The following is a 24,015-nucleotide window of genomic DNA, read 5'->3' on the forward strand; positions in this document are numbered from 1 at the left end:
AGAGAATGGATGCCATGGCCCTCGATCGTCCCCGTGCGCTCTCCGGTATCCAGCCCACCGCAGGTTCCTTCCACCTCGGCAACTACCTCGGCGCGATCCGGCAGTACGTCGCGTTGCAGGAGACCCACGACGCGTTCTACACCGTGGTCGACCTGCATGCGATCACCGTGCCGCAGGATCCGGCGGAGCTGCGTGCCAACAGCCGGCTCGCCGCCGCCCAGCTGCTCGCCGCCGGTCTGGACCCGGACCGCTGCACGCTCTTCATCCAGAGCCATGTGCCCGAGCACGCCCAGCTCGGGTGGGTGATGAACTGTCTCACCGGCTTCGGCGAGGCGTCCCGGATGACACAGTTCAAGGACAAGTCGGCCAGGCACGGCGCCGACCGGGCCACGGTGGGGCTCTTCACCTACCCGATCCTCCAGGTCGCGGACATCCTGCTGTACCAGGCCAACCACGTCCCGGTCGGCGAGGACCAGCGTCAGCACATCGAGCTCACCCGGGATCTGGCCGACCGCTTCAACGGCCGCTTCGGCGAGGTCTTCACCGTCCCCGAGCCGTACATCGTCAAGGAGACGGGCAAGATCTACGACCTCCAGGACCCGGCGATCAAGATGAGCAAGTCGGCGTCCACGCCGAAGGGCATCGTGAGCCTCCTCGACGAGCCGAAGGTCTCGGCGAAGAAGATCAAGAGCGCGGTCACCGACCTCGAGACGGAGATCCGCTACGACGAGGAGAAGAAGCCGGGCGTCAGCAATCTGCTGACCATCTACTCCACCCTGACCGGCACCGAAATCCCGGAGTTGGAGCGCCGTTACGAGGGCAAGGGCTACGGCGCGCTCAAGACCGACCTCTCCGAGGTGCTGGTCGAGTGGGTCACGCCGTTCCGCGAGCGGACCCAGGAATACCTCGCCGACCCCGCGACGTTGGACGGAATCCTGGCCAAGGGCGCCGAGAAGGCCCGAGCCGTCGCCGCCGAGACGCTGGCCGCCGCCTACGACAAGGTGGGCTTCCTGCCCGCGGCGCGCTGAGCGGCACGCCAGGCGCCGTGCGCACCACCCGGTGAGCGCGGCGCACCCCGCGCACGTATGGGACACGGGCCCGCGCGGATCGCGGAACACACCGGTCCGGCCTCCTGACCAGGGGGCCTTTGGGCCGGTGCGCCGAAGGACCGAGGAATCTAGCCGCGAGGGCGGCGCAGCCGCCACACTGACACGGGTACAGCGGCCAGAACTCAGCAGCCCGGGAGGGCCAGGAGGGAGAACGCAGTGGGGACCGTAACGCTCGGCGTTTCGATCGCGGTCCCGGAGCCGTACGGCAGCTTCCTCCAGGAGCGGCGCGCGGGCTTCGGTGACCCGGCCGCCCATGGCATCCCCACGCATGTCACCCTGCTGCCGCCGACCGAGGTCGACGCCTCGGTGCTGCCCGCCGTGGAGGACCATCTGGCGCGGGTCGCGGCCGAGGGGCGGCCGTTCCCGATGCGGCTGGAGGGCACCGGCACCTTCCGGCCGCTCTCGCCGGTGGTCTTCGTAAGGATCGTCGAGGGCGCCGAGGAGTGTGCGGTACTCCAGGAGCGGATCCGGATGGAGTCCGGGCCGTGCGCGCGTGAGCTCCAGTTCCCGTACCACCCTCATGTCACGATCGCCCACGGCATCGACGAGGAGGCGATGGACCGGGCGTTCGTGGAGCTCAAGGAGTACGAGGCCGCCTGGACGATCACCGGCTTCGCGCTGTACGAGCAGGGGGCGGACGGGGTCTGGCGGCTGGACCGCGAATACCCCTTCGGGGCGGACGAACAGCCCGACGGTGCCTCGCCCGTGGTGCCCCGTCAGGCCGCTCTCTCCCGCCCGGCAGCGCCCTCCCACTGAGCCTCGCGCCGGGATTCCATTGGCGCCGTCCGGGGGCCCGTCGTGGCCGGGCGCGCCCACGCGGCGGAGCCGCACATCGACACAGCCCCGCGCCCCCTACAGGGATTCAGCCCACCGGCTCGTGCTCGGGTGAGGGCGACGGCGCGCCGGCCCATCGGCGCAGGGCGGCTCCGAGGCCGGTGACGGCGGCGGGGTCGGTGGTGTCCGCCGTGTCGGAGGAGGCCCAGGCGACCACCCCGTCCGGGCGTACCAGCACCCCGGTCACCCCCGTCGGCGTCCGGTGGTCGTCGGTCACCCCGGTCGGCGTCGCGTGGTCGTCGGTCACCCCCGTCGGCGTCCCGTGGCCGTCGGTCACCCCGCTCACCCTTCCGGCCCAGGCCGCCGCGAAGCGGGCGAACGCGCCGTCCGGAGTGCGGTCCAGCAGCAGGAACCCGCCGCCGTGGCCATGGTCGACCAGACGGGAGCCGTCGCTCAGCCACAGGTCGGGGACGTACCGCCCGATCAGTGGATGGCCGCCGGGCAGATCGACGCGCTGCGTGACACCGGAGATCTTCTTGACCGCGTAGGTCGTGCCCGCCCGGGTGCTCAGCAGATCGGCGACGACCTCCCGGAGCGCGGCCGACTTGGCGTCCCCGCGCATCACCCCGATCTGGGCCCGCGTCCAGTCCAGCACCCAGGCGCCGAGGGGACGGCGCTCGGCGTCGTAGGTGTCGAGCAGCCCTTCGGGCGCCCACCCGGCGACCACGGCACCCAGCTTCCAGCCGAGGTTCATCGCGTCGCCGACCCCGAGATTGAGCCCCTGACCGCCGAACGGCGGGTGGACGTGCGCGGCGTCACCGGCCAGCAGCACCCGCCCCGACCAGTAGGCCGCGGCCTGGCGGGCGTTGTCGGTCCAGCGGGTCGCGGCGCCGCGCAGCGCGGTCAGCGTGACGTCGGTGCCCGAGACCCGGCGCAGACTGGTCTGCACGTCCTCCAGAGTGACCGGCGCCGAGCGGTCGGCGGGACCGCCGTCGAACTCCACGGTCACCACCCGTCCGGGCTGCGGACCGTAGCGGTACGCCCCCCGGGCCGACCACGCCCAGCCGTTGGCGAGCATCGAAGGGTCGGCGATGTCGGCGACGGCCAGATGTCCGGTGAGTTCGGGGTCGGTGCCGGGGAAGTCGATGCCCGCGAGGCGGCGCACCGCGCTGTGCCCGCCGTCGCATCCGACCAGCCATCCCGTGCGCACCGGGCCGGCGGTGGTGCCCACGAGCACGCCGTCGCCGGTGTCTTCGAGCGCGGTGACCTCCACCCCACGACGCACCGGTACGCCGAGCCGCGCGACATGGTCGGCCAGCAGCTTCTCCAGCTCGGGCTGCGGCACCATCCTCGCCCCGGCGACCGCGGCGTGCGCCGCGAGGTCGGGATCGGATTCGTCCACGAGGTCGGCGTCGAGGACCATTCCGGCGAAATGCCCGGTGAATCGCGGCTCGCGCGGCCGCCCGCCACCACCGGGCGGCCGATCGTCGGCCATGCGGGAGAACGACCCGACCCGGGCGAGCGTCTCTCGCTGCACCTGTTCGGCGGCGGGCAGCAGACCGCGGCGGTCGAGCGCCTCGGCCGTCGGCACATTGATCGCCCCGGCCTTCATCGCCTCATCCGGCTCGGTCCGTCGCTCGAGTATCTGCACCGTCGCCCCGGAGAGCGCCAGCTCCGCGGCGAGCACGAAGCCCACCGGCCCGGCTCCGACCACGGTCACGTCCACATCCTGGTTCACATTCCTTGACACGAACAGCGTTCTATAAGCGAACGCTGTTCGTGTCAAGCTATGATGGCCGGGTGAACCCGAGAGAGCGACGCGCGGCGCGCCACCAGCCGCCGGACCCCGAGGCCGAAGCGGCCCCCAGGCCGCGGCGCCGCAAGACCCCGATCACCGTGGAGCAGGTTGTCGACACGGCCCTTGGCGTCATCGCCACGGAGGGCTACGAGGCGCTGACCATGCGCCGGCTGGCCGGTGCGCTCGACACCGGACCCGCCTCGCTCTACGCCCATGTGGTCAACAAGGCCGACCTCGACGAACTGCTCATCGGGCGGCTGTGTGCCGAGCTCGTACTGCCCGAGCCCGACCCCGCGGCCTGGCGGGAGCAGATTCGCGGCGTGTGTACGCAGATCCGCGACCAGTACCTGAAATACCCCGGAATCTCCCGCGCCGCGCTCGCCATGGCCCCCACCGACCTCGAGACCGTGCGCGTCACCGAAGGAATGCTGGCGATCCTGCTCGCCGGTGGCGTCGCCCCGCAGGCCGCCGCCTGGGCCATCGACGCCCTCCTGCTGTACGTGGCCGCCTACTGCCTCGAGGTGTCGATCGCGCGCCGGCGGTCGGCGCACGACGACGCCGCCTGGGTCCTGGACCGCGATGAACTGCTGCGCCGGTTCACCGCCCTGCCTGCCGCGACGTTCCCCCACACCACTCGCCACGCCGCCGAGCTCACCGCCGGCGAGGGCCACGACCGGTTCGACTTCACCCTCGGCCTGATGATCGACGGCGTGGCGCACCGCTGAGTGCTCCGCCGGACGTGCGCCGACCTGCCGTCGTTCGTCCGCGGCGGCGTCCTGGCCGGTCGCGCCCACGCGGCGGAGCCGCGTATCGACATGGCCCCGCGCCCCTTCGGGACGCCTTTCGGGCCGAGGTCGGCTTCCGCCATCCGCTCGGCCCGGCGTCGCCCTCCCGCCTCGTGGCCGGATCGCGGGCCTGTTCCGCGGGATCGTTCGGCTGGCCTGTTTCAGCTGTTCTGTTCGGCGGGTCTATGCATCGGGCGAGTGGGTCGCGGCGATGCCGGTAAGGACAAGATCGATCCCGGCGAGGAACTGCTCGCGGTCGTCGTGGCCGCGCATCTGGTACGCGACGGCCCGGGTGAACGCGTAGTCGTCGGGATCGAGCTCTTCCCAGGCCGTCGCCGTGGCGTCGAGGAACTCGTCGCGGTCCAATCCGCCCCCGCCGGCGCGGGCGTTCGTGGCGTTCTGGCCGGCGGCGCCCAGGATGTAGTGCATCAACGCCGAGGTCACCAGGAACCAGCTGCCTTCGGGCACGCCCAGTGCGCGGACCCGTCGACCGAGGCTCTCGAAGATCCGCGGCGCCACCGACCCCCAGGGACTGCGGGAGAGATGGGTCGCGAGCTGTGTGGCGAGCCACGGGTGCTCGTCGATCGCCTCGAACAGGCCGAGCGCGACGGCGCGGATCTCGTCCCGCGGCGAGTCAGGGGCCTCCGCGGGCGAGTCAGGGGCCCCCGTGGGCGAGTCCGGGGTCCTCGCGGGCTCGACGGCCAGAGCGGCGGCGACGACGGTTTCGGTGGCGGCGCCGAGCAGCTCGTCCTTGTTCTCCACATGCCAATAGATCGCCCCGGGCCCGGTGGCGAGGCGCTCGGTCAGCGCCCGGAACGTCAGCCCGCCCTCGCCCGTCGCGTCGAGCAGCTCGACGGCGGCCTCGACGATGCGCTCACGGGAGAGCGCCTCTGTGCGCCGCTGTGACCGGCGCGTCCGCGTTGCCATGCCGCCATCTTGACATGGCTGGAACGCTATTCCAGCATGGAGCGCCGTTCCAGTACTGGAACGGCATACCAGAGAGGTCGGCCGGGCCTCACCCGGCGGCCTCGACCCCGAAGGAGCCACGATGCGCACTCATGTCACGGTCATCGGCGCCGGACTCGGCGGCCTCACGCTCGCCCGCGTCCTGCACGTCCACGGAATCCCGGCCACCGTTTACGAGGCGGACTCCTCGCCGATGGCTCGCGCACAGGGCGGGATGCTCGACATCCACGACTACAACGGGCAGCTCGCCCTCGACGCGGCGGGCCTGATGGACGAGTTCCGCGGCCTCATCCTGGAGGGCCGCCAGGCGATACGGATCCTCGGCCGGGACGGGGCCGTTCTGTTCGACCAACCCGACGACGGCACGGGTGGGCGCCCCGAGGTGCAGCGCGGCGAACTGCGGCGGATCCTGCTCGAGTCGCTCCCGGCCGGCACCGTCCGGTGGGGGCACAAGGTCAGCGGCGTCCGTTCGCTCGGCGAGGGCCGCCATGAGGTGACGTTCGCCGATGCCGGCACGGTCGTCACGGGCCTGCTGGTCGGCGCGGACGGCGCGTGGTCACGGGTCCGGCCGCTGCTCTCCGACGCCACACCCGAGTACGCGGGTACGTCCTCCGTGGAGACCTACCTGTTCGACGCCGACACCCGGCACCCCGCGAGCGCGAAAGCGGTCGGCGGCGGGTCGATGTTCGCGCTCGCGCCGGGGAAGGGAATCCTGGCTCACCGGGAGAGCGGCGGGACCCTCCACACCTACGTGGCGCTGTCCAGGCCGCAGGACTGGTTCGCCGCCATCGACTTCACCGATTCCGCCGCGGCCACCGCCCGGATCGCGCGGGAGTTCGACGGCTGGGCGCCGGAGCTCACCGCGCTGATCACCGACGGTGAGACCGCGCCGGTCCCGCGCCCCTACAACGCACTGCCCGTCGAGCACCGGTGGGAGCGGGTGCCGGGGGTGACCCTGCTCGGCGACGCCGCCCACCTCGCGATCCCCAACGGCGAAGGCGCCAATCTGGCCATGCTCGACGGCGCGGAACTCGGCAAGGCGATCGCCGCGCACCCCGACGACATCGAGACCGGCTTCGCCGAGTACGAGAAGGCCCTCTTCCCGCGCAGCGCCGAGGTCGTCGCCGAAGGCAACCTCCTCCAGCAGCGCTTGTTCGACGACAACGCGCCCCACAGCCTGATCGACATGTTCACCGAACATGAGCAGCCCCGATAGGCCGACGACCGGACCGACGACGTCCTTCGCCGGGTGAACGTGTCCTCCTCGATCCGGGGCATATGAAGTGATCGTGCGCTCGTATTCACGCCCTCACCGAAAAGAGTGATGAGCGGAGCGTCGGTACGGGGAACCCGGATATCCGTACCGCGCGTCGGCGCGCCGAGGAGTGACAACGCGCAGAAGGGTAGTTGCTGATCATGGAATCGTTGACCCGGCTGCCTGTCGTCGGCCCCGCGCTGGCTTGGTTGATGCACACCCACGCCTGGCGTACGTACGAGCGGCTGGACCGCGTCCACTGGACCCGGCTCGCCGCCGCGATCACGTTCACCAGCTTCATCGCGTTCTTCCCGCTCATCGCCGTCGGGGCGGCGATCGGCGCGGCCACGCTCACCCAGGCGCAGATGGCGCAGCTCCAAAGGAAGCTCGCCCAGCAGATCCCCGGTATCTCCGGCCAGCTCGACCTGGGCGCACTCGTCCAGAACGCCGGCACGATCGGAGTCGTCGCGGGCGCCCTGTTGCTGTTCACGGGCATCAGCTGGGTGGGCTCGCTGCGCGAGTGCCTGCGCGCCGTATGGGAGCTGGAGGAGGACCCCGGCAACCCGCTGGTGCGCAAGGTCAAGGACGCCTTCGTGCTGATCGGGCTGGGCGGTGTGGCGTTGGTCTCGTTCGCCGTGTCCGCCCTGGCCGCCACCGCCGTGGGCCGGATCGCCCAGCTCATCGGCATCCCCGAGAACGGGGTCGGCGGCTGGCTGCTGCGGATCGCCGCGTTCCTCATCGCCGTCGGCGCCGACTTCGTGCTGCTGTGCTACGTCCTGACCTGGCTCCCCGGCGTGGAGCCGCCCCGCCGAGCGGTCGTCGTCGCCGCGCTCATCGGCGCGATCGGCTTCGAACTGCTCAAGCTGCTGCTCAGCAGCTATCTGAAGGATGTGGCGGCCAAGAGCATGTACGGGGCGTTCGGAGTGCCCATCGCCCTGCTGCTGTGGATCAACTTCACCGCGAAACTCACGCTGTACTGCGCCGCCTGGACCGCCACCCCGCCCACCGCCCAGGCCGAGCGGGAGGCCGAATGGGCGGCCGAGGCGGACAAGGCCCAGCCGTCCGGGCCGGAGGCCGAGGAGACCCGCGCCAGCGGGCCGGAAGGCCCGCAGGCGGCGGCGTGACGAACGGACGGCGGCGGCCGTAAGGCAGCCATGACGACCGTAAGGCGGCCATGGCGACCGTAAGGGTGTGGCGGCGGCCGTAAGGGTCTCGCGGTGGCCGTAAGGCGGCCTTACGGGGCGCGCCTTACGGGTGTCAGCGGCGTGGTCCGGTGGAGGGCCGCTCAGTCGCGCGAGCGGCGCCGTACCAGCTCCGGCAGCGGCCAGCGGCGGTGCACTCCGAAGGCCAGCGCGCCCAGCAGCACCAGGGAGCCGCCCGTGATGCCCACCGCGGTCCAGACCCCGCCGGAGCCCCCGCTGTCCGTGGAGACGGACGCCTGGGCGTGCTTGTGGTCCTCCTTGCCACCGGCCGAGGGGTGGTTCGCGCCCGCCGCGCCCGGCCGGACGAGCGTGCCGATCGGGTTCACCGAGTCCGCCGCCTTGAACCCCCAGTCGAAGAGCCTCGCGGTCTCCTTGTAGACCTCGTTCACCTCTTTCTCCTGCGGATTCATCACGGTGACAAGCAGCACCCGGTTGCCGCGCTGGGCGACCCCGGTGAAGGTGGCGCCCGCGTTCGTGGTGTTGCCGTTCTTGACCCCGGCGATGCCCTTGTAGGGCTCGACACCGAGGCCGGTCAGCAGCCGGTTGGTGTTCTGGATGCCGAAGCTGGAGCGGGTCTTCTTGCCCTTCTTGTCCTTCTCGAACGTCCCGGGGAACTGCGCGGTCGCCGTCGAGCAGTACTCCCGGAAATCCGCCTTCTGCAACCCCGAGCGGGCGAAGAGGGTCAGATCGTACGCGCTGCTGACCTGGCCCTTCTCGTCATAGCCGTCCGGGGTGACCACATGGGTGTCCCGGGCGTTGAGGTACTCCGCGTGTGCCTGCATCTCCTTTACGGTCGCCGGGACACCGCCGTTCATGGCCGCCAGCACATGCACCGCGTCGTTGCCCGAGCGCAGGAAGACGCCGAGCCACAGGTCGTGGACCGAGTAGGTGTAGTTCTCCTTGACCCCGACCAGACTGCTGCCCTCTCCCATCCCGTCCAGGTCGGACAGCTGCACCTTGTGGGTCTTCGTCTTCGGCATCTTCGGCAGCAGCGTGTCCGCGAACAGCATCTTCAGGGTGGACGCGGGCGGCAGCTGCCAGTGGGCGTTGTGCGCGGCGAGCACATCGCCCGACTCGGCGTCCGCCACCACCCAGGACTTACCGCTGAGCTCCTTGGGCAGCGCGGGCGCGCCCGCCTTCGGGTCCACCTGGGTGCCGGGGCGGCCGAGTCGCTTCCCGCCCACCGTGGACATACGGGCGGGCGGCTTGACCGCGTCGGTGGAGCCGCCCGGCTGGTCGGCGGCGTGCGCCGGGGCGGCGGCGAGCGGACCGCACAGCAGGAGGGCGGCGGTGGCGGCGGTAGCCAGCGGGGCGGCGGCGCGGCGGGAGGGGGTGCGGCGGACGGGGGTGCGGCGACTCCCCTCGGCGTTGCCCTTACGGGTGCGGTCTCGGACGTGAGTGCTGGTGAAGGAAGGTGTGGGCACGGAGGTGAACGTACCTGGCGTCGCTGAGGAGGGCGACAGCAGCGCCGACGTATTGACAACAGACCCCCGCGTGGAGGTATCGGGGGCCGCGACCATACTGGAACCCATGAAGCTCAGCCGCCCCGTGTCCTGGTTCCTGCTCGCCTTCGGGGTCTGGAGCTGGGTCATCTGGTTCACCTTTGTCAAAAATTTGTGGAAGGACGCCAGCGGACTCGCCTTCGACGACTCCGGCGATCCCACCGCGTACTTTTGGGTGCATCTGCTGCTCGCGATCACCTCGTTTCTCTTGGGGACGGCGATCGGGCTGATCGGGTTGCGCGGCGTGCGCGCCCTGCGTCGGAATGACGCCTCCGAGTAGCCGCTCCAGGCAGTCGTCAGCTGCTCAGCCGCTGCTCGCTCAGTCGCTGTTTGCTCAGTCGTTATTCGCTAGGGGAGGGGACCGGGGATGGTCGTGCTCTTCGTCCTGATCGCACTGGCCGCCATCGGTCTGCTGACCGGCGTCCACTGGTACGTGTGGCGGCGGCTCGTCCGCGATACGACGGCGCGCGGGGGATGGGCGCGCCGTACGGGTACGGCGGCGGCCTTCGCACTGCCGCTGAGCAGCGTCGGTGCGCTGGTCGCGGGCCGCGCGGGCGCGCCCTTCCCGCTCCAGCGCGCGCTCGCCTGGCCGGGCTACCTCTGGCTCGCCCTGCTCCTGTACCTGACCCTCGCCCTGCTGGCCGGTGAGGCGGTACGGCCTCTGCTGGGGGCGTGGCTGGGCCGCCATGAAAAGTCCGCTGATGTGCGGTCGACCGGGGGCCCGGCGGCGGCCGCGGAGACGGCCGCCGCCGGACCGACGGCGGCGCCCAGCGGGGCACCGGAGACCGCGAGCGCCCCGGTGGGCGCCGCCGCGCGCAACGCCGATGGTGCGGCGACGGCGCCCAGCGGGGCGCCGGGCGGGCTGTCGGCGGCGCTCGCCGACAACAGCGCGCCCGCCGCAGCGGCGACGTCCAACGGCGCGGGCACGGCCGTGGCCAGCGGCTCGGTGAAGGCCGGAGACGCCACGGGCGAGGCGGCCACGGCCACCGCGGACGGCGTAGTGACAGCCACCGCGGGCGGGATGGGCGCTGTTGCGGACGGTGGGGCGAATGCCGTCGCGAACGGTGCGGCCAAGGGGGTCGAAGGTCCCGCGGAGGGTGTCGCGGGCGAGGCGGGCGTCGGTGGGGTCGCGGGTTCCGAGGGTGCGGGCCCCGCGCCCTCTCGGCGGCTCTTTGTCGCGCGGGCCGTGGCCGTCGGGGCCACCGCCGTCGCCGCCGGGACGGTCGGGTACGGGACGTACAGCGTGCTGCGCGGGCCGCGGGTGAAGCGGATCACCGTGCCGCTCGCCAAGCTGCCGCGCGGGGCGCACGGCTTCCGGATCGCCGTCGTCAGCGATATCCACCTTGGGCCGATCCTGGGCCGCGCCCATACCCGGCGGGTCGTCGAGACGGTCAACCGCACCAATCCCGACCTCGTCGCCGTCGTCGGCGACCTCGTGGACGGCAGCGTCGCGGACCTCGGTCCGGCCGCCGAGCCGCTGCGCGCGCTGAGCGCCCGCCACGGCAGCTACTTCGTCACCGGCAACCACGAGTACTACTCGGGCGCCGACGAGTGGGTGGACCGTGTGCGCGAACTGGGCCTGCGCCCCCTGGAGAACGAACGCACTGAGCTGCCCGGCTTCGATCTCGCCGGGGTGAACGACGTCGCGGGCGAGAGCGAGGGCCACGGCCCCGACTTCGGCAAGGCGCTCGGCGACCGCGACCGCTCGCGCGCCTCCGTGCTGCTCGCCCACCAGCCCGTGGTGATCCACGACGCCGTGAAGGCGGGCGTCGACCTCCAGCTGTCCGGCCACACCCACGGTGGTCAGCTGTGGCCCGGCACCTACGTGGCCGAGCTCGCCAACCCCACCGCCGCCGGTCTCGAGCGGTACGGCGACACCCAGCTCTATGTGACCCGCGGCGCGGGAGCCTGGGGCCCGCCGGTACGGGTCGGGGCGCCACCGGACGTCACCGTGGTGGAGCTCGCCTCGACCCGCGCCTGAGCGAACGCCGTCAGCCGCCCCGTATCAGCGGGAGTCGGCGGCGGACCCCTGAGCCTCCGCCGCCGAGCCGGTGGTTGCCGCGGTGGCCAGCGGACGGCCGGAAGCGTCCGCGTCCGCGAGCGCGTCGTCGGCGTCCTGCGCGACCACGACCGCGACCGGAGCAGCCCGGTCGCCGGGCCGTGCGGCGGCCTGTACGGGGCTCTGCGCGGCAGTCTGCGTGTCGGCTCCCGCAGCATCCCGCGCGGCTCCCGTGGCCCCTGCGGTACCGCGCGTGGCCCCCGCAGCATCCCCGGTGGCTCCCGCGGCGTCCCGTGCGGCTCCCGCGGCCCCCGTGGCATCCCGCGCGGCCCCCGCCGCACCCCGCGTGGCCCCCGTGGCGTCCCGCGCGGCCCCTGCGACACCCCCCGCGGCCCCCGCCGCACCCCGGGCGGCCCCCGTGGCGTCCCGTGCGGCCCTCGCGGCGTCCCCCGCGCCCCTCGCGGCGTCTCGTGCCGCTCCCGCGGCGGCCCCCGCGCCGTCCCGCGCGGCCCCCGCGGCCCGGCCCTGCGCCGCGCCCTGCGCGGCCCGCGCGCCCTGCGCGGCCCGTATCGCTCGGCTGTGCGGCAGCGTGGCGTTGCGGATGCCCGAGATACGGTCGTGTGGCGCGAGCCGGTCCGGGTGGCGCAGCGTCTTCCGTACGCAGGTCACGGTCAGCGTGAATCCGACCAGCACCGCCAGCAGTTGACCGGGGCTCAGCGCCGTGAGCACCGCCGCCGCGCCTTGGGCGCCCGAGTCGCGGACGGTGGTGAACAGGACGGACGGGTACGGCTCGTTCAGCAGGATCACCACGGCCAGGAACAGCCCCGACAGGAACGGCATCGCCAGCGCCCCGAGCAGCAGCGCCCGCAGGGTCAGCCGCCAGGGCAGCAGCGGGCCGCCGTCGTCCGCCACCAACTTCAGCAGCAGCAGCCGCTTTCCGGGTGTCGTGCCGGTCGCCAGCGGCAGGAGTACGAACCAGGCGACGAAGATCGCGATCGGCGTCCATGTCGGGGCCGTACCGCTCTGAAAGGTCATCACGGCCATGGCGAACACCGATGCAAGGACATATCCGGCCACATCCACGACCAGCGCCGTCAGCCGCCGCCCGAACGGAACCGGACGTGCCGCGAGCGCCCGCCCGTCCAGCGTCTCCAGCGTGGGCAGCATCCGCGCGACCGGCCCGGCCAGCAGCCAACCGGCCATCGCCCCGGCCGTGTTGACGATCAGGTCGTCCACGTCGAAGAGCCGGTACGGGCAGTTGTAGAGGCCCCATACCCCGGTCCACTGCGTCAGCTCGAAGAACAGCGAGACCGTGAATCCGATAAGGGCGGTGGCGCGCAGCGAGCGCACGAAGTGATAGCGCAGGAAGATGCCGAGCGGCAGAAGCAGCAGCAGATTGAAGAGGGTTCCGGCGACGGCGGGGTTCTGAAGGACCAGCGCGTTCAGCCCGATCTTGTGGTCGGCCTCTTTCCAGATGTCTCTGAAGGTGTTCCCGGGCATCCACTGCGGATGGGCCACTATCGCGAACCGCTGACACATATCGGCGGTCTGCTTCGGCAGCGGCACGATCGTCATGCAGAAGGCGGTGAGCGAGTAGTAGAGGAAGCCGTACACCGACAGCGTCCGCCCCCGGGACATCACGCCATGACGGCGGTACAGGAGGACGGCTGTCGGCAGGAGTAACACCAGTGCCAGCAGCGGGAAGAGGGCGGCGGCGGTCTTGATCGGCAGAAGGTAGGCGGTGGCCATGAGCACGACTATACGTGATGTGTATACCTCGTGTGTATAGCCTTGATGGCCCGCCATGACGAAGGCCCCGCCCCCGGATGTCGTCCGGGAAGCGGGGCCTTCGCCCATGAACTCAGCGCCGCGAACTCCGAGCCAAACTCAGAGCCTCAGAAGCGCCGCGTGATCAGCGCCCGCTTGACCTCCTGAATGGCCTTCGTGACCTCGATGCCCCGCGGGCACGCCTCGGTGCAGTTGAAGGTCGTACGGCAGCGCCAGACGCCGTCCTTGTCGTTCAGGATCTCCAGCCGCTGCTCACCGCCCTCGTCACGGGAGTCGAAGATGAAGCGGTGCGCGTTGACGATCGCCGCCGGGCCGAAGTACTGGCCGTCGTTCCAGAACACCGGGCACGACGAGGTGCACGCGGCGCACAGGATGCACTTGGTCGTGTCGTCGAACCGCGCGCGGTCCTCCGCGGACTGGAGCCGCTCACGCGTCGGCTCGTTGCCCGTCGTGATCAGGAAGGGCATCACATCGCGGTACGCCTGGAAGAACGGCTCCATGTCCACGATCAGGTCCTTGAGGACCGTGAGCCCCTTGATCGGCTCGACCGTGATGGGCTTGTCCGGGCTGATGTCCTTGATCAGCGTCTTGCAGGCCAGCCGGTTGCGGCCGTTGATCCGCATCGCGTCGGATCCGCAGATGCCGTGGGCGCAGGAACGGCGGAAGGTCAGGGTGCCGTCCAGGTCCCACTTGATCTTGTGGAGACCGTCGAGGACGCGCTCCTTCGGATCGATGTCGATCTGGAAGTCCTCCCAGACCGCCTGGTCCGAGACCTCCGGGTTGAAGCGCCGGATCCGGAAGGTGACGGTGATCAGGTGCGAGGCGGTGGCGTCGGCCGCCTCGGGGGCCTGGTCGGGCTTCTCAAGCGTGGGGGTGCTCATCAGTACTTACGCTCCATCGGCTGGTAGCGGGTCTGCACGACCGGCTTGTAGTCGAGGCGGATGGACTCGGAGCCGTCCGCGCCCACCTCTCGGTACGCCATGGTGTGCCGCATGAAGTTGACGTCGTCGCGGTTCGGGTAGTCCTCGCGGTAGTGGCCGCCGCGCGACTCCTTGCGGGCCAGTGCGGAGATGGCCATGACCTCGGCCAGGTCGAGCAGGTTGCCCAGCTCGATGGCCTCCAGCAGATCGGTGTTGAACCGCTTGCCCTTGTCCTGGACGCTGACGTTCTTGTAGCGCTCCCTCAGGTGGCCGATCTCCTCGACGGCCTCCTTGAGCGTCTGCTCGGTGCGGAAGACCATGACGTTCTTGTCCATGGTCTCCTGGAGCGCCTTGCGGACCTCGGTGACCCGCTCGGTGCCGGTCGCGTCCCGCAGGTTCTCCACCTGGCCGACGACGAACGCGGCCGGGTCCTCCGGAAGCTCGACGAAGTCGGCCGTGGCGGCGTACTCCGCGGCGGCGATGCCCGCCCGGCGGCCGAAGACGTTGATGTCGAGCAGCGAGTTGGTGCCCAGTCGGTTGGCGCCGTGCACCGAGACGCAGGCGACCTCGCCGGCCGCGTACAGGCCCGGGATGACGGTGTCGTTGTCCGCCAGCACCTCGCCCTGGACGTTGGTCGGGATGCCGCCCATCGTGTAGTGCGCGGTCGGCTGGATCGGGATCGGGTCGGTGTACGGCTCGATGCCCAGGTAGGTCCGTGCGAACTCGGTGATGTCGGGCAGCTTGGCGTCCAGCTGCTCCGGCGGCAGGTGGGTGAGGTCCAGATAGACGTGGTCGCCCTCGGGACCGCAGCCGCGGCCCTCGCGGATCTCCGTGTAGATGGAGCGCGAGACCACATCGCGCGAGGCGAGGTCCTTCATGACCGGCGCGTACTTCTCCATGAAGCGCTCGCCGTCCTTGTTGCGGAGGATGCCGCCCTCACCGCGGGCGCCCTCCGTGAGCAGGATGCCCATGCGCCAGATGCCGGTCGGGTGGAACTGGAAGAACTCCATGTCCTCCAGCGGCAGCCCGCGCCGGTAGGCGACCGCCTGGCCGTCACCGGTGAGGGTGTGGGCGTTGGAGGTCACCTTGAAGAACTTGCCGCAGCCGCCCGAGGCGAAGACGACGGCCTTCGCCTGGAAGACGTGCAGCTCACCGGTGGCCAGTTCGTAGGCCACCACACCGGCGGTGCGCTTGACCCCGTCGATCTCGGTGAGCAGCAGGTCCAGAACGTAGAACTCGTTGAAGAACTCCACGCCCTCCTTGACGCAGTTCTGGTACAGCGTCTGGAGGATCATGTGGCCGGTGCGGTCCGAGGCGTAGCAGGACCGGCGGACCGGGGCCTCGCCGTGGTTGCGGCTGTGGCCGCCGAAGCGGCGCTGGTCGATGGTGCCGTTCGGGGTCCGGTTGAACGGCAGGCCCATCTTCTCCAGGTCGAGGACCGAGTCGATGGCCTCCTTCGCCAGGATCTCGGCGGCGTCCTGGTCGACCAGGTAGTCACCGCCCTTGATCGTGTCGAAGGTGTGCCACTCCCAGTTGTCCTCCTCGACGTTGGCGAGGGCGGCGGCCATACCGCCCTGCGCGGCGCCGGTGTGGGAGCGGGTCGGGTAGAGCTTGGTGAGCACCGCGGTGCGGCTGCGCTTGGTGGACTCGATGGCCGCGCGCATTCCGGCCCCGCCGGCGCCGACGATGACGGTGTCGTACTTATGGATCTTCATGTGGATACCTCAGCCCCGGGGCCTAGCGGATGTTCGGGTCGAAGGTGAAGATCACCAGGGTGCCGAGCACGATGGTGAATCCTGCCGCCGTGTAGAGCAGCGCCTTCAGCCACAGGCGGGTGTTGTCCCGCTCCGCGTAGTCGTTGATGATCGTGCGCAGGCCGTTCGCGCCGTGCAGCGTGGCGAGCCAGAGCATGATCAGATCCCATGCCTGCCAGAACGGCGAGGCCCAGCGGCCGGCCACAAAGGCGAAACCGATCTTGGTGACACCGCCGTCCAGAACCAGCTGGATCAGCAGATGGCCCAGGACCAGGACGACCAGCAGGACGCCGGACAGGCGCATGAAGAGCCAGCCGTACATCTCGAAGTTGGTACGGGTCGCCCTGGGCGTCTTGCGGGTGCGGGCCCGCGGCGGCTCGATGACCGGGGCCGGATGATCCACGTCGTACCCGGTGACCGAGTCGCTCGCGGGGGTGGTGGTCTCGGCGGACATGTGCGTCAGCTCCCGAACAGTTCGCGCAGCGTGTGCTGGAGGATCGGGTAGAAGGCACCGGCCATCAGCACGACCCAGACGCCGACGACGGCCCAGAGCATCTGCCGCTGGTACCTCGGCCCCTTGGACCAGAAGTCGACGGCGATGACACGAAGGCCGTTCAGGGCGTGAAACAGGATGGCGGCCACCAGGCCGTACTCCATCAGGTTCACGACGGGATTCTTGTACGTGGCGACCACGTTGTCGTACGCCTCGGGCGAGACGCGGACCAGCGAGGTGTCCAGCACATGTACGAACAGGAAGAAGAAGATGAGGACGCCGGTGACTCGATGAGCCACCCAGGACCACATACCTTCCCGGCCGCGATACAGCGTTCCAGCCGGCACGGAAAAACCCTCCGGAAGCGGGATTGGGGCCTGCCGGCTTCGCGGTCGGTCGGGCCCGGCCGGGTACGGTCCACCGGCCCTGGCCATCGTACCGACGTGCTGTCGGAGGGGCCGTCCGGGGGGCTCAGGTGTGATCAAACAAGCACGGAAGGGCGATCATGCGATTCGGAACCCGGGCACTTCCGGCATAAGGGGCCGTTTTCCGGTCAGTCGGACGAGCCTGCCGCGGGCGATGCACCGCAGCTCCTCGGCGGTGTTGTCCCGCTCCTTCTCCCGTTCGTTGCCCAGCCGGTCCCGGATGCCGGTCAGCAGCCGGTCCAGCCGCTCCTCGGGCCGCAGACCATCCAGACAGATGACGAAAACGTGACCGAATCGACGCTCGTACGCATCATGGGCGGCCTGGAGCGCGGTATGGGCGGCCAGCGACCCCAGGCTGTCCGCGGGCGGCAGCTCATGGCCGACGACCGACTCGTCCGCGAGCGCCTCGTCCAGGTCGGCGGGGGTGAGGTCATAGCTGGCCTCGTCCCCGGCGGCCAGCAGCGCCTCCAGATCGGGGTACGGGCGGTGGGCCGCGATCAGCCGGGCCCAGCGGCGGCTGCCACAGCAGGACAGCAGCGCGGCCTCGGCCGCGTCGGCGGGGGCGGTGTTGAGCCGGTCGAGGCGGGAGGCTGTGGCGCGGGACCTGGACCTGGACAGCGTGGACTCCTCGGACACGCATGAGACGCGCGGGGGGAACGGACGCCCGGGACATACGGGCGCCCGGGGAGGCGCGGGAGAGGCGGGCTGGGCGTATGAGCAGTACACGGTAACGACGTACGGGGGCGGGTGTGGCGGGGGGAACGCGATATCACCCGAACGGGGAGGTTTTACTGCATGCGGTGGACGGCATTCGGGGCGCAGGGTGTTTTCCACCCGGAATAGGGTGCTTTTCGTCAGGAACAGGGGCGGAGCAAGGGCGGAACAAGCCCGGAACAAGGAGGTACACCGCCATGGGACTGCCGCTCAGAGCGACCAAGGCGTCCTGCGCCCGCGGTCTCATCGCGGGTGCCGTCGTCACTTCCGTCCTGCTGACCCTGGGCTGTCAGCAGGACCATGGCGGGCGCCCGGCCGCCACCCGCTCCACGCCCGCGCACCCCTCCGCGCACGCCACGACCGCCACCTCGGCGCGATCCCCCTCCGCCGTACCGCCCCACGGCACCGCGGCCGCCACCCCGCCCCGCACCATCCCCTCCGTCCGCGACTTCACCGCGGCCTCGGGCCCCGGCTGGCGGCCCGGCGACAACAGCCGGGTGGTGGCCGACCTCAACGGTCCGCTCGCCGACGAGGCCCGCATGATCGCCGCGGAGCTGGGGCTCCGCACCGCCTCCGGCACGGCCCACCGCGGTGACCTCTCCCTCGCCCTCGCCCCGCGCCAGAGCGGCGGCGCCGAGGCGTACACCCTGACGGTCGCGAATGGCAGCGCCCGGATCACCGGCCCGGCCGACGCGGGCGTCTTCTACGGCACCCGCACCGTGAAACAGGCCCTGCGCTCCGGCGGCCGCCTCCCCGAGGGCGTGATCCACGACCGGCCCGACCGCGCCCAGCGCGGTCTGAACCTGGACATCGCGCGCAAGTTCTACCCGCCCGCGTGGATCGAGGCCCGGATGCGCGAGATGGCCGATCTCAAGCTCAACCAGCTGGCCCTGCACTTCTCGGACGACCAGGGCTTCCGCATCCAGAGCACCAGCCACCCCGAGATCGTCTCGTCCCAGTACCTCACCAAGGACCAGGTCCGGCAGATCGTCGCGCTCGGACGGCGGCTGCACATCACCGTCATCCCCGAGATCGACTCGCCGGGTCACCTCGGCGCCGTCATCAGGGCCCATCCGCAGCTCCAGCTGCGCAACGCGGGCGGCACCACGTTCCAGGGGTCGGTGGACATCGCCAATCCGGCCGCGGCCCGCATCGTCGACGACCTGATGCGCGAGTACGCCCCGCTCTTCCCCGGCCGCTGGTGGCATCTGGGCGCCGATGAGTACCTCGCGCTGACGGTCAAGGACCCCCAGGCGTCGTTCCCCAGGCTGGTGGCCGCCGCGAAGGCGAAGTACGGCCCCAGCGCCACGGTGCAGGATCTGGTCACCGGCTGGCTGAACGACCGGGCCCGGTTCGCCCGGAAGCTGGGCAAGCAGCCCAAGGCGTGGAACGACGGCTTCGTCACCGGCGGCATCGTCAAACCCGACAAGGACATCGAGGTCGAGTACTGGACGGGACGGCTGAAGGAGACGGCGCGGCAGCCGGAGGAGTATCTGCGGGAGGGCCGCAAGGTGGTCAACCTCAATGACGAATACCTCTATTACGTGCTCGGCCAGCCCGGCGGCTTCACCTACCCGACCGGGGAACGCATCTACAAGGAGTGGTCCCCGGCGGTGCTCCGCGGCTCCAAGCCCGTCCCCGACAAGACCCTCACCGGACCGGACCGGGTGCTCGGCGCCCGCCTCGCGATCTGGGGCGACCGGCCCGAGGCCCAGACCCCCGCACAGGTGGCCCGGGGCATCCAGCTGCCGCTCGCCGCGCTGGCCCAGAGGGTGTGGTACCCGGGGAAGCCGCCGCTGAGCTGGTCGGACTTCACCCGGCTCGCGCAGCGGCTCGGGGTCTGAGAAGCGGGTCCGAGAACTGGGTCCGAGAACCGGGTCCGAGAAGACTGGGGAAGGCCCCAGAGAAAGCCCCGAGCGGGATCCGGGAGGAATCCGAGAGGGATCCAGAAGGAATCCAGGAGGGATGTGCGAGGGACGCGCGAGGGGGAAAGAAGGACGGTCGGGGCCGCCACCCCCCACAGGAGAGGCCCCGACCGTCGTTCAGGGAGAGCCTGCGAAAGGCTCGTACCCCCTACAGCGTCGCACGGCTCGGTTCCGTCACACCTCCCCTTGTACGAAACCGGGGACTTCACCCCGTGTCCGGGGCCCGTTCCGCTCTGGACGTGACCGGTCGGATGCCCGTAACGTGCAGGTCCGCGCTCTGGGCGCGGTCAGAGGCTTATTTTCTCGCGTGGCCCGGAGCGGGCCACGTTCCCAGGGGGACTCAAAAGACCATGTATCCGTGTGGGAACTGCCGGGCTGTTGCCGTCGGCCCCGACGGGCGCTGTGCCGCATGCGGGACTTACCAGCAGCAGCTACAGCAGCCGGCCGTGCCGCCGCAGCAGCCGTCCGTCCCGCCGCAGATGCCGCCGGCGCCCGGCGGCTACCCGGCCGCCCCGCCGATGGGCATGCCGACCGGCGGGGTCGATCTGCGGCGCGGGATTTCCACCACGCTCGTCACGCTCTTCGGACTGGCGCTCCCGGCGCTCATCTTCCTCCTGGTGGCGCGATCCGGCCAGTACGGCGTGATCGGGGACATGCTGGACGCGGTCGAGGGCAAGTCCGTCTCCATCACCGAGGACGACCTCAACGACGCCGACGACCTGTTCACCGCGGCACAGGTCATCTACTCGCTGCTCACCGTCGCGATCGCCGTGGTCTGGGCGATCTGGTTCCGGCGGCTGCGGCTGAACGCCGAGGTCTTCGCGCCCGGTCAGCACCGCTTCAGCAGCGGCTGGGCGGCCGGTTCCTGGTTCACCCCCGTGGTGAACCTGTGGTTCCCCAAGCAGATCGCCAACGACATCTGGCGCGCCAGCTCCCCGCAGGGGCCGCACGCCGTGAGCCGCGGTCTGCTCAACGGCTGGTGGGTGACGTGGATCGTCGCGCTGGTCAGCAACGCCGTCGGCGGATTCCGCTACAACATCCTGCGGGCCAAGGTGGAGAGCGACGACTACACGCCTTCGCGCTCCGAGGCGAAGAGCGACATCGAGAGCCTGCACTCCATCCTGGCCTTCGACATGTTCGCCATCGTGATCTTCATGGCCGCGGCGGTCCTGGCGCTGCTGCTGGTCCGGCAGATCACCACGATGCAGGAGCAGCGCGCCTCGCTGCCCCCGCAGATGGCCGGCCCGGCCCCGTACGGGATGCCGGTGCCGAATCCGTACGGCTCCCCGGCCCCCGGGCCCGGCCCGTATGGTGCCCCCCAGATGCCGCCGACCCCGCCGCCCGGCCAGCCCGGCCAGCAGTACCCGCCCTACGGGCAGGGCTAGCCCGCGGGTTACGCCGGAAATCGACTGACCACGGATTCTCCGAGTGGGGCAGGAAGAGAGCGTGCAGCCGGACGACGCGGAACTGACCGCCGCGGTGCGCGCGGCGCAGGAAGGGGACGAGACCGCCTTCCGGACCGTCTACCGGTCCGTACACCCTCGTCTCCTTGGTTATGTGCGCACGCTGGTCGGCGATGCAGACGCGGAGGACATCACCTCCGAAGCATGGCTGCAAATCGCCCGTGACCTGCAACGCTTCAGCGGGGACGCGGACCGGTTCCGGGGCTGGGCGGCACGTATCGCCCGTAATCGGGCGCTGGACCACATACGGATGCGCGGACGGCGTCCCGCCATCGGCGGCGACGATTCGGAGCTGGAGTTCCGCGCGTCCGAGGCGGATACGGCCGGGGAGGCGATGGAGGCCATCGGCACCGGCCGGGCGCTCGGGCTGATCTCCCAGCTGCCACAGGACCAGGCCGAGGCGGTGGTGCTCCGGGTGGTTCTCGGCCTCGACGCCAAGAGCGCGGCCGCGGTGCTGGGCAAGCGGCCGGGCGCGGTGCGCACCGCCGCCCACCGGGGGCTGCGGCGGCTCGCCGACCTGATCGGCCCGGTGATGGGGGGCGACTCGGGGGCCGACGGCATCCCAGGGCAACGTGAGTCACACCGCGGCGGCGCAACCAAGCCGGGTGTGGCGAAGTCTGCTGGTGTGACGGATTCACGCGCGCCAACGCAGAAGGACATGTGATGGCCGAAGACCACCGCTACAGCTGGCTGGATGACAATGCCGCGGAGCGGTTGCTTCGCGGCGAACCGGTCGAGGGGCAGCCCGTAACCCCTGACGGCCGGGGCGACCAGTCATATGCCGATGCGGAGCGGTTGGCGGCCGTGCTCAGCGCCGTTGCCGCCTCGGGCCGTCCGGTGTCCCCCTCCGACGGGCCCGCGCTTCCGGGTGAGGAGGCGGCCTTGGCCGCCTTCCGGGCGGCCCGTGTCGGGGCCGGGGCCGAAGCGGACACCGTGGCCGAGATGGGTATGGCCCGGCGGCCGCACCCGATCCGGAGATTCAGAGAGAGACAGCCACGGCTGCGCCGCCCGCTGCGGGCGGGCATGGTCGCGGTGGTGGCCGGCTGTGCGCTGAGCGGCTTCGCGGTCGCGGCCGCGGCGGGTGTGCTGCCGACCCCGTTCGGGCAGAGCGACCACACTCCCGGCCCCTCGGTGAGCATGTCGAACGGCGGATCCGGCGGGGATTCCGCCCATCCGGAGATCTCCGAGGACGGCGGCACGACGGCGCCCGATCCCAGCGGTTCGGGCGACAACGATGCCAGCGACGTGGGTTCGAGCGGCGCCCAGGGCGGGGCCGTCACCCCCGATCCGAACGGCAAGGACAAGAACGGCGACACAAAGGGCCCCTCGTCGAACGGCTCGGGGCCCGGCGTTCCGAACTGGGCCCTCACCGCCTGCCCCCAGTACCTGGCCGCGGAGTCGGGCTCGGGCGCGGAACTCGACAAGAAGTCGCTGAAGAAGCTGACGAAGGCGGCGGGCAGCGCGTCCGCCATCCATGGCTACTGCACCCAGATCCTCTCCGACGACAGTACGGGCACCCCGCGCAGCGACGAGAACTCGGGCAACGGTGGCGGCGGCGCGGGCGGAGGCTCGGACAACGGCGGAAACGGCAACGGCGGGAGCAACGGCGACTCCGGCGGTTCCGGTGACTCCGGCGGCTCGGGTGACTCCGGCGGCTCGGGTGGGGACGCCGGGTCGGGCAGCGGTGGCGACTCGGGCGGTGATCAGGGAAATGACGGCGGGGGCGACGGCTCGGTCCCCCCGCCCCCGCCGCCCCCGGTGGACCCCACGGACACGCCGAGCGACGCCACCACGCCGACGCCCGCGGTTGACTCCGCGGCCTCCACGGATCCGGCCACTTCGGGCGGCCCCACGACCACTTCGGAAACGGGTGCCGGCTGAGACTCCGGCACCCAGGTGTGACGTTTTTTTCAGCGGTGACGCTGAAAGAAACGGGCCGACTGGTCATCGGCCGCGCGGGAGCCGAGGTTCCCCCCGTACCGACGGCTCCGCGCATTCGGCGCGGGCAGAGCACGTTCCCCCGGCTCTGCCCGCGCCGCCCCTCTTTTGCGCCTAAACCGGCGCCGCTCTCGCGGACCGGGTCCTCGCCGTCGGGGTTGCTCAATTGATGGTTGCCGCCCTATTTGTAAACCACGACCTTGTCGCCCGCCTTCACCTTTTCGAAGAGGGTCTTGATCTTCTTCTTGTCGCGGACGTTGACGCAGCCGTGGGAGGCGCCGCTGTAGCCGCGGGCGGCGAAGTCCGCCGAATAGTGCACCGCCTGACCGCCGCTGAAGAACATCGCGTACGGCATCGGCGTGTGGTAGATCGTCGACACATGGTCCCGGCTCTTGAAGTTGACCTGGAACAGCCCCTCCCGGGTCGGGGTGTACTCCGAGCCGAAGCGCACATCCATCGCCGACACCACCCGCCCGTTGACCATCCAGGCCAGGGTGCGGCTGCTCTTGCTGATGCACAGCACCCGGCCGGTCAGGCACCGCGCATCCGGTTTGGCCAGCGGAAGGGTGGTCGGCGGGTACAACTCGTCGCGGGTGGGGGTCTTGGTGGCCGAGCGCAGTGAGGTCCAGGTGCGCTGGTCCACCGAGCCGGTGGCCGCGAGGCCGTGGCCCCGCTGGTAGGCGCTGACCGACGCCTGCGTGATGGTGCCGAAGTAGCCGGTCGGGTTGCGGTGGAAGACGCCGACCGCGCGCAGCCGCGCCTGGAGTTCGCGCACCCGGTCCCCGCTGGTGTTGAAGGCGATCACGGGCGGGACCACTCTCGGCGCGGTGCGCCGCGGCGCGGGTGTCGTGGCGCGCGGCGGGGGCACCACGGCCCGCTTGGGCTTGGGCGTGGCCTTGTGGGTGAAGGTGCGATGCGGCCGCGGAGTGTCCCGCGCGGGTGCGTTGGTGCTGGTCCGGGCCTGGGGCCGGTCCTGCCCCCGGCCGTTCACGGTCGCCTCCCCCGGTCGGCATCCCGCGACCAGTGCCGCCGCCGTGGCCGTGGCCAGCGCGGTGCCGACCACCGCTGTCCGGTGCATCTGAACCCCCACTCCCCTGATCTTTTTGCTCTGAATGCTTCCCGGGGCTGCCGGGGGGCGAACATCGACGCATGCTGTGAAGAAGGCCCCGTACCGGGAGAACACCCGGTATCAGCCATCAGGAGGC

At 71.0% G+C, this 24,015-nt stretch carries 21 protein-coding genes; 11 read left to right on the forward strand and 10 right to left on the reverse strand.

Annotated features, from left to right (window positions below; genetic code table 11):
• Nucleotides 1-14: 14 nt before the first annotated feature.
• Complete coding sequence (gene trpS, locus AB0E24_RS09205) at nucleotides 15-1,028, forward strand: tryptophan--tRNA ligase (RefSeq protein ID WP_069870693.1); 1,014 nt, start codon at nucleotides 15-17, stop codon at nucleotides 1,026-1,028.
• A gap of 237 nt (nucleotides 1,029-1,265) precedes the next feature.
• Nucleotides 1,266-1,865 carry a 2'-5' RNA ligase family protein gene (locus tag AB0E24_RS09210; protein WP_079257977.1) on the forward strand — a complete coding sequence of 200 codons (600 nt, stop codon included), beginning with the start codon at nucleotides 1,266-1,268 and terminating at the stop codon, nucleotides 1,863-1,865.
• 106 nt (nucleotides 1,866-1,971) lie between these two features.
• Here the strand turns inward: AB0E24_RS09210 and AB0E24_RS09215 are convergent, their stop codons facing one another.
• Nucleotides 1,972-3,609: an FAD-dependent monooxygenase gene (locus AB0E24_RS09215; RefSeq protein ID WP_359375815.1), complete on the reverse strand. Its 1,638-nt coding sequence runs from the start codon at nucleotides 3,607-3,609 to the stop codon at nucleotides 1,972-1,974.
• 74 nt (nucleotides 3,610-3,683) lie between these two features.
• Here AB0E24_RS09215 and AB0E24_RS09220 point away from each other — a divergent pair, with 74 nt between their 5' ends.
• Nucleotides 3,684-4,406 carry a TetR/AcrR family transcriptional regulator gene (locus tag AB0E24_RS09220; protein WP_079257976.1) on the forward strand — a complete coding sequence of 241 codons (723 nt, stop codon included), beginning with the start codon at nucleotides 3,684-3,686 and terminating at the stop codon, nucleotides 4,404-4,406.
• Nucleotides 4,407-4,649: 243 nt separating this feature from the next.
• Here the strand turns inward: AB0E24_RS09220 and AB0E24_RS09225 are convergent, their stop codons facing one another.
• Nucleotides 4,650-5,393, reverse strand: coding sequence for a TetR/AcrR family transcriptional regulator (locus AB0E24_RS09225; RefSeq protein ID WP_359375716.1), 744 nt, complete (start codon nucleotides 5,391-5,393; stop codon nucleotides 4,650-4,652).
• 121 nt (nucleotides 5,394-5,514) lie between these two features.
• On the opposite strand from AB0E24_RS09225, the gene AB0E24_RS09230 reads away from it, so the two are divergent.
• Together AB0E24_RS09230 and AB0E24_RS09235 are read left to right on the forward strand one after the other, a co-directional pair.
• On the forward strand, nucleotides 5,515-6,648 hold the full coding sequence (locus AB0E24_RS09230; protein WP_359375718.1) for an FAD-dependent oxidoreductase: 1,134 nt from the start codon (nucleotides 5,515-5,517) through the stop codon (nucleotides 6,646-6,648).
• A 200-nt stretch (nucleotides 6,649-6,848) separates the two neighbouring features.
• Nucleotides 6,849-7,811, forward strand: coding sequence for a YihY/virulence factor BrkB family protein (locus AB0E24_RS09235; protein ID WP_079260509.1), 963 nt, complete (start codon nucleotides 6,849-6,851; stop codon nucleotides 7,809-7,811).
• A 161-nt stretch (nucleotides 7,812-7,972) separates the two neighbouring features.
• Here AB0E24_RS09235 and AB0E24_RS09240 read toward each other — a convergent pair whose 3' ends face one another.
• Nucleotides 7,973-9,409: a D-alanyl-D-alanine carboxypeptidase family protein gene (locus AB0E24_RS09240; RefSeq protein ID WP_518524786.1), complete on the reverse strand. Its 1,437-nt coding sequence runs from the start codon at nucleotides 9,407-9,409 to the stop codon at nucleotides 7,973-7,975.
• Between the two features lie 10 nt (nucleotides 9,410-9,419).
• Here AB0E24_RS09240 and AB0E24_RS09245 point away from each other — a divergent pair, with 10 nt between their 5' ends.
• Both AB0E24_RS09245 and AB0E24_RS09250 read left to right on the forward strand, forming a co-directional pair.
• Nucleotides 9,420-9,671, forward strand: coding sequence for an SCO4848 family membrane protein (locus AB0E24_RS09245; protein WP_069870392.1), 252 nt, complete (start codon nucleotides 9,420-9,422; stop codon nucleotides 9,669-9,671).
• An 87-nt stretch (nucleotides 9,672-9,758) separates the two neighbouring features.
• A complete protein-coding gene (locus AB0E24_RS09250) occupies nucleotides 9,759-11,372 on the forward strand; it encodes a metallophosphoesterase (protein WP_359375723.1) in 1,614 nt (537 codons plus the stop codon).
• Between the two features lie 24 nt (nucleotides 11,373-11,396).
• Here the strand turns inward: AB0E24_RS09250 and AB0E24_RS09255 are convergent, their stop codons facing one another.
• The 6 genes from AB0E24_RS09255 to AB0E24_RS09280 form a co-directional block, all read right to left on the reverse strand.
• Nucleotides 11,397-13,139, reverse strand: a complete 1,743-nt coding sequence (locus AB0E24_RS09255; protein WP_359375725.1) for a VanZ family protein — start codon at nucleotides 13,137-13,139, stop codon at nucleotides 11,397-11,399.
• Nucleotides 13,140-13,285: 146 nt separating this feature from the next.
• Nucleotides 13,286-14,059 (reverse strand): succinate dehydrogenase iron-sulfur subunit, encoded by a 774-nt coding sequence (locus AB0E24_RS09260; RefSeq protein WP_069870388.1) that lies wholly within the window; start codon nucleotides 14,057-14,059, stop codon nucleotides 13,286-13,288.
• A complete protein-coding gene (gene sdhA / locus AB0E24_RS09265) occupies nucleotides 14,059-15,813 on the reverse strand; it encodes a succinate dehydrogenase flavoprotein subunit (protein ID WP_102934913.1) in 1,755 nt (584 codons plus the stop codon). Before sdhA ends, AB0E24_RS09260 begins: the two co-directional genes overlap by 1 nt.
• A gap of 22 nt (nucleotides 15,814-15,835) precedes the next feature.
• Nucleotides 15,836-16,306, reverse strand: coding sequence for a succinate dehydrogenase hydrophobic membrane anchor subunit (locus AB0E24_RS09270; RefSeq protein ID WP_069870384.1), 471 nt, complete (start codon nucleotides 16,304-16,306; stop codon nucleotides 15,836-15,838).
• 5 nt (nucleotides 16,307-16,311) lie between these two features.
• Nucleotides 16,312-16,692, reverse strand: a complete 381-nt coding sequence (sdhC, locus tag AB0E24_RS09275) for a succinate dehydrogenase, cytochrome b556 subunit (protein ID WP_079153559.1) — start codon at nucleotides 16,690-16,692, stop codon at nucleotides 16,312-16,314.
• A gap of 156 nt (nucleotides 16,693-16,848) precedes the next feature.
• Nucleotides 16,849-17,406: a 2-oxo-4-hydroxy-4-carboxy-5-ureidoimidazoline decarboxylase gene (locus AB0E24_RS09280; RefSeq protein ID WP_079257970.1), complete on the reverse strand. Its 558-nt coding sequence runs from the start codon at nucleotides 17,404-17,406 to the stop codon at nucleotides 16,849-16,851.
• A gap of 275 nt (nucleotides 17,407-17,681) precedes the next feature.
• On the opposite strand from AB0E24_RS09280, the gene AB0E24_RS09285 reads away from it, so the two are divergent.
• The 4 genes from AB0E24_RS09285 (at nucleotide 17,682) to AB0E24_RS09300 (ending at nucleotide 22,753) form a co-directional block, all read left to right on the forward strand.
• Entirely contained in the window at nucleotides 17,682-19,328 is a 1,647-nt protein-coding gene (locus AB0E24_RS09285; RefSeq protein WP_359375730.1) for a beta-N-acetylhexosaminidase, read from the forward strand.
• Nucleotides 19,329-19,855: 527 nt separating this feature from the next.
• A complete protein-coding gene (locus AB0E24_RS09290) occupies nucleotides 19,856-20,794 on the forward strand; it encodes a DUF4328 domain-containing protein (protein WP_232638833.1) in 939 nt (312 codons plus the stop codon).
• A gap of 61 nt (nucleotides 20,795-20,855) precedes the next feature.
• Nucleotides 20,856-21,536 carry an RNA polymerase sigma factor gene (locus AB0E24_RS09295; protein ID WP_069870374.1) on the forward strand — a complete coding sequence of 227 codons (681 nt, stop codon included), beginning with the start codon at nucleotides 20,856-20,858 and terminating at the stop codon, nucleotides 21,534-21,536.
• Entirely contained in the window at nucleotides 21,536-22,753 is a 1,218-nt protein-coding gene (locus tag AB0E24_RS09300) for a hypothetical protein (RefSeq protein WP_359375733.1), read from the forward strand. Before AB0E24_RS09295 ends, AB0E24_RS09300 begins: the two co-directional genes overlap by 1 nt.
• Before the next feature lie 238 nt (nucleotides 22,754-22,991).
• On the opposite strand, the gene AB0E24_RS09305 is transcribed toward AB0E24_RS09300, so the two are convergent.
• Nucleotides 22,992-23,888: a L,D-transpeptidase family protein gene (locus AB0E24_RS09305; RefSeq protein ID WP_359375735.1), complete on the reverse strand. Its 897-nt coding sequence runs from the start codon at nucleotides 23,886-23,888 to the stop codon at nucleotides 22,992-22,994.
• Nucleotides 23,889-24,015: the final 127 nt, after the last annotated feature.

Source organism: Streptomyces malaysiensis subsp. malaysiensis, assembly GCF_040653035.1.
GTDB classification, from domain to species: Bacteria; Actinomycetota; Actinomycetes; order Streptomycetales; family Streptomycetaceae; genus Streptomyces; species Streptomyces malaysiensis.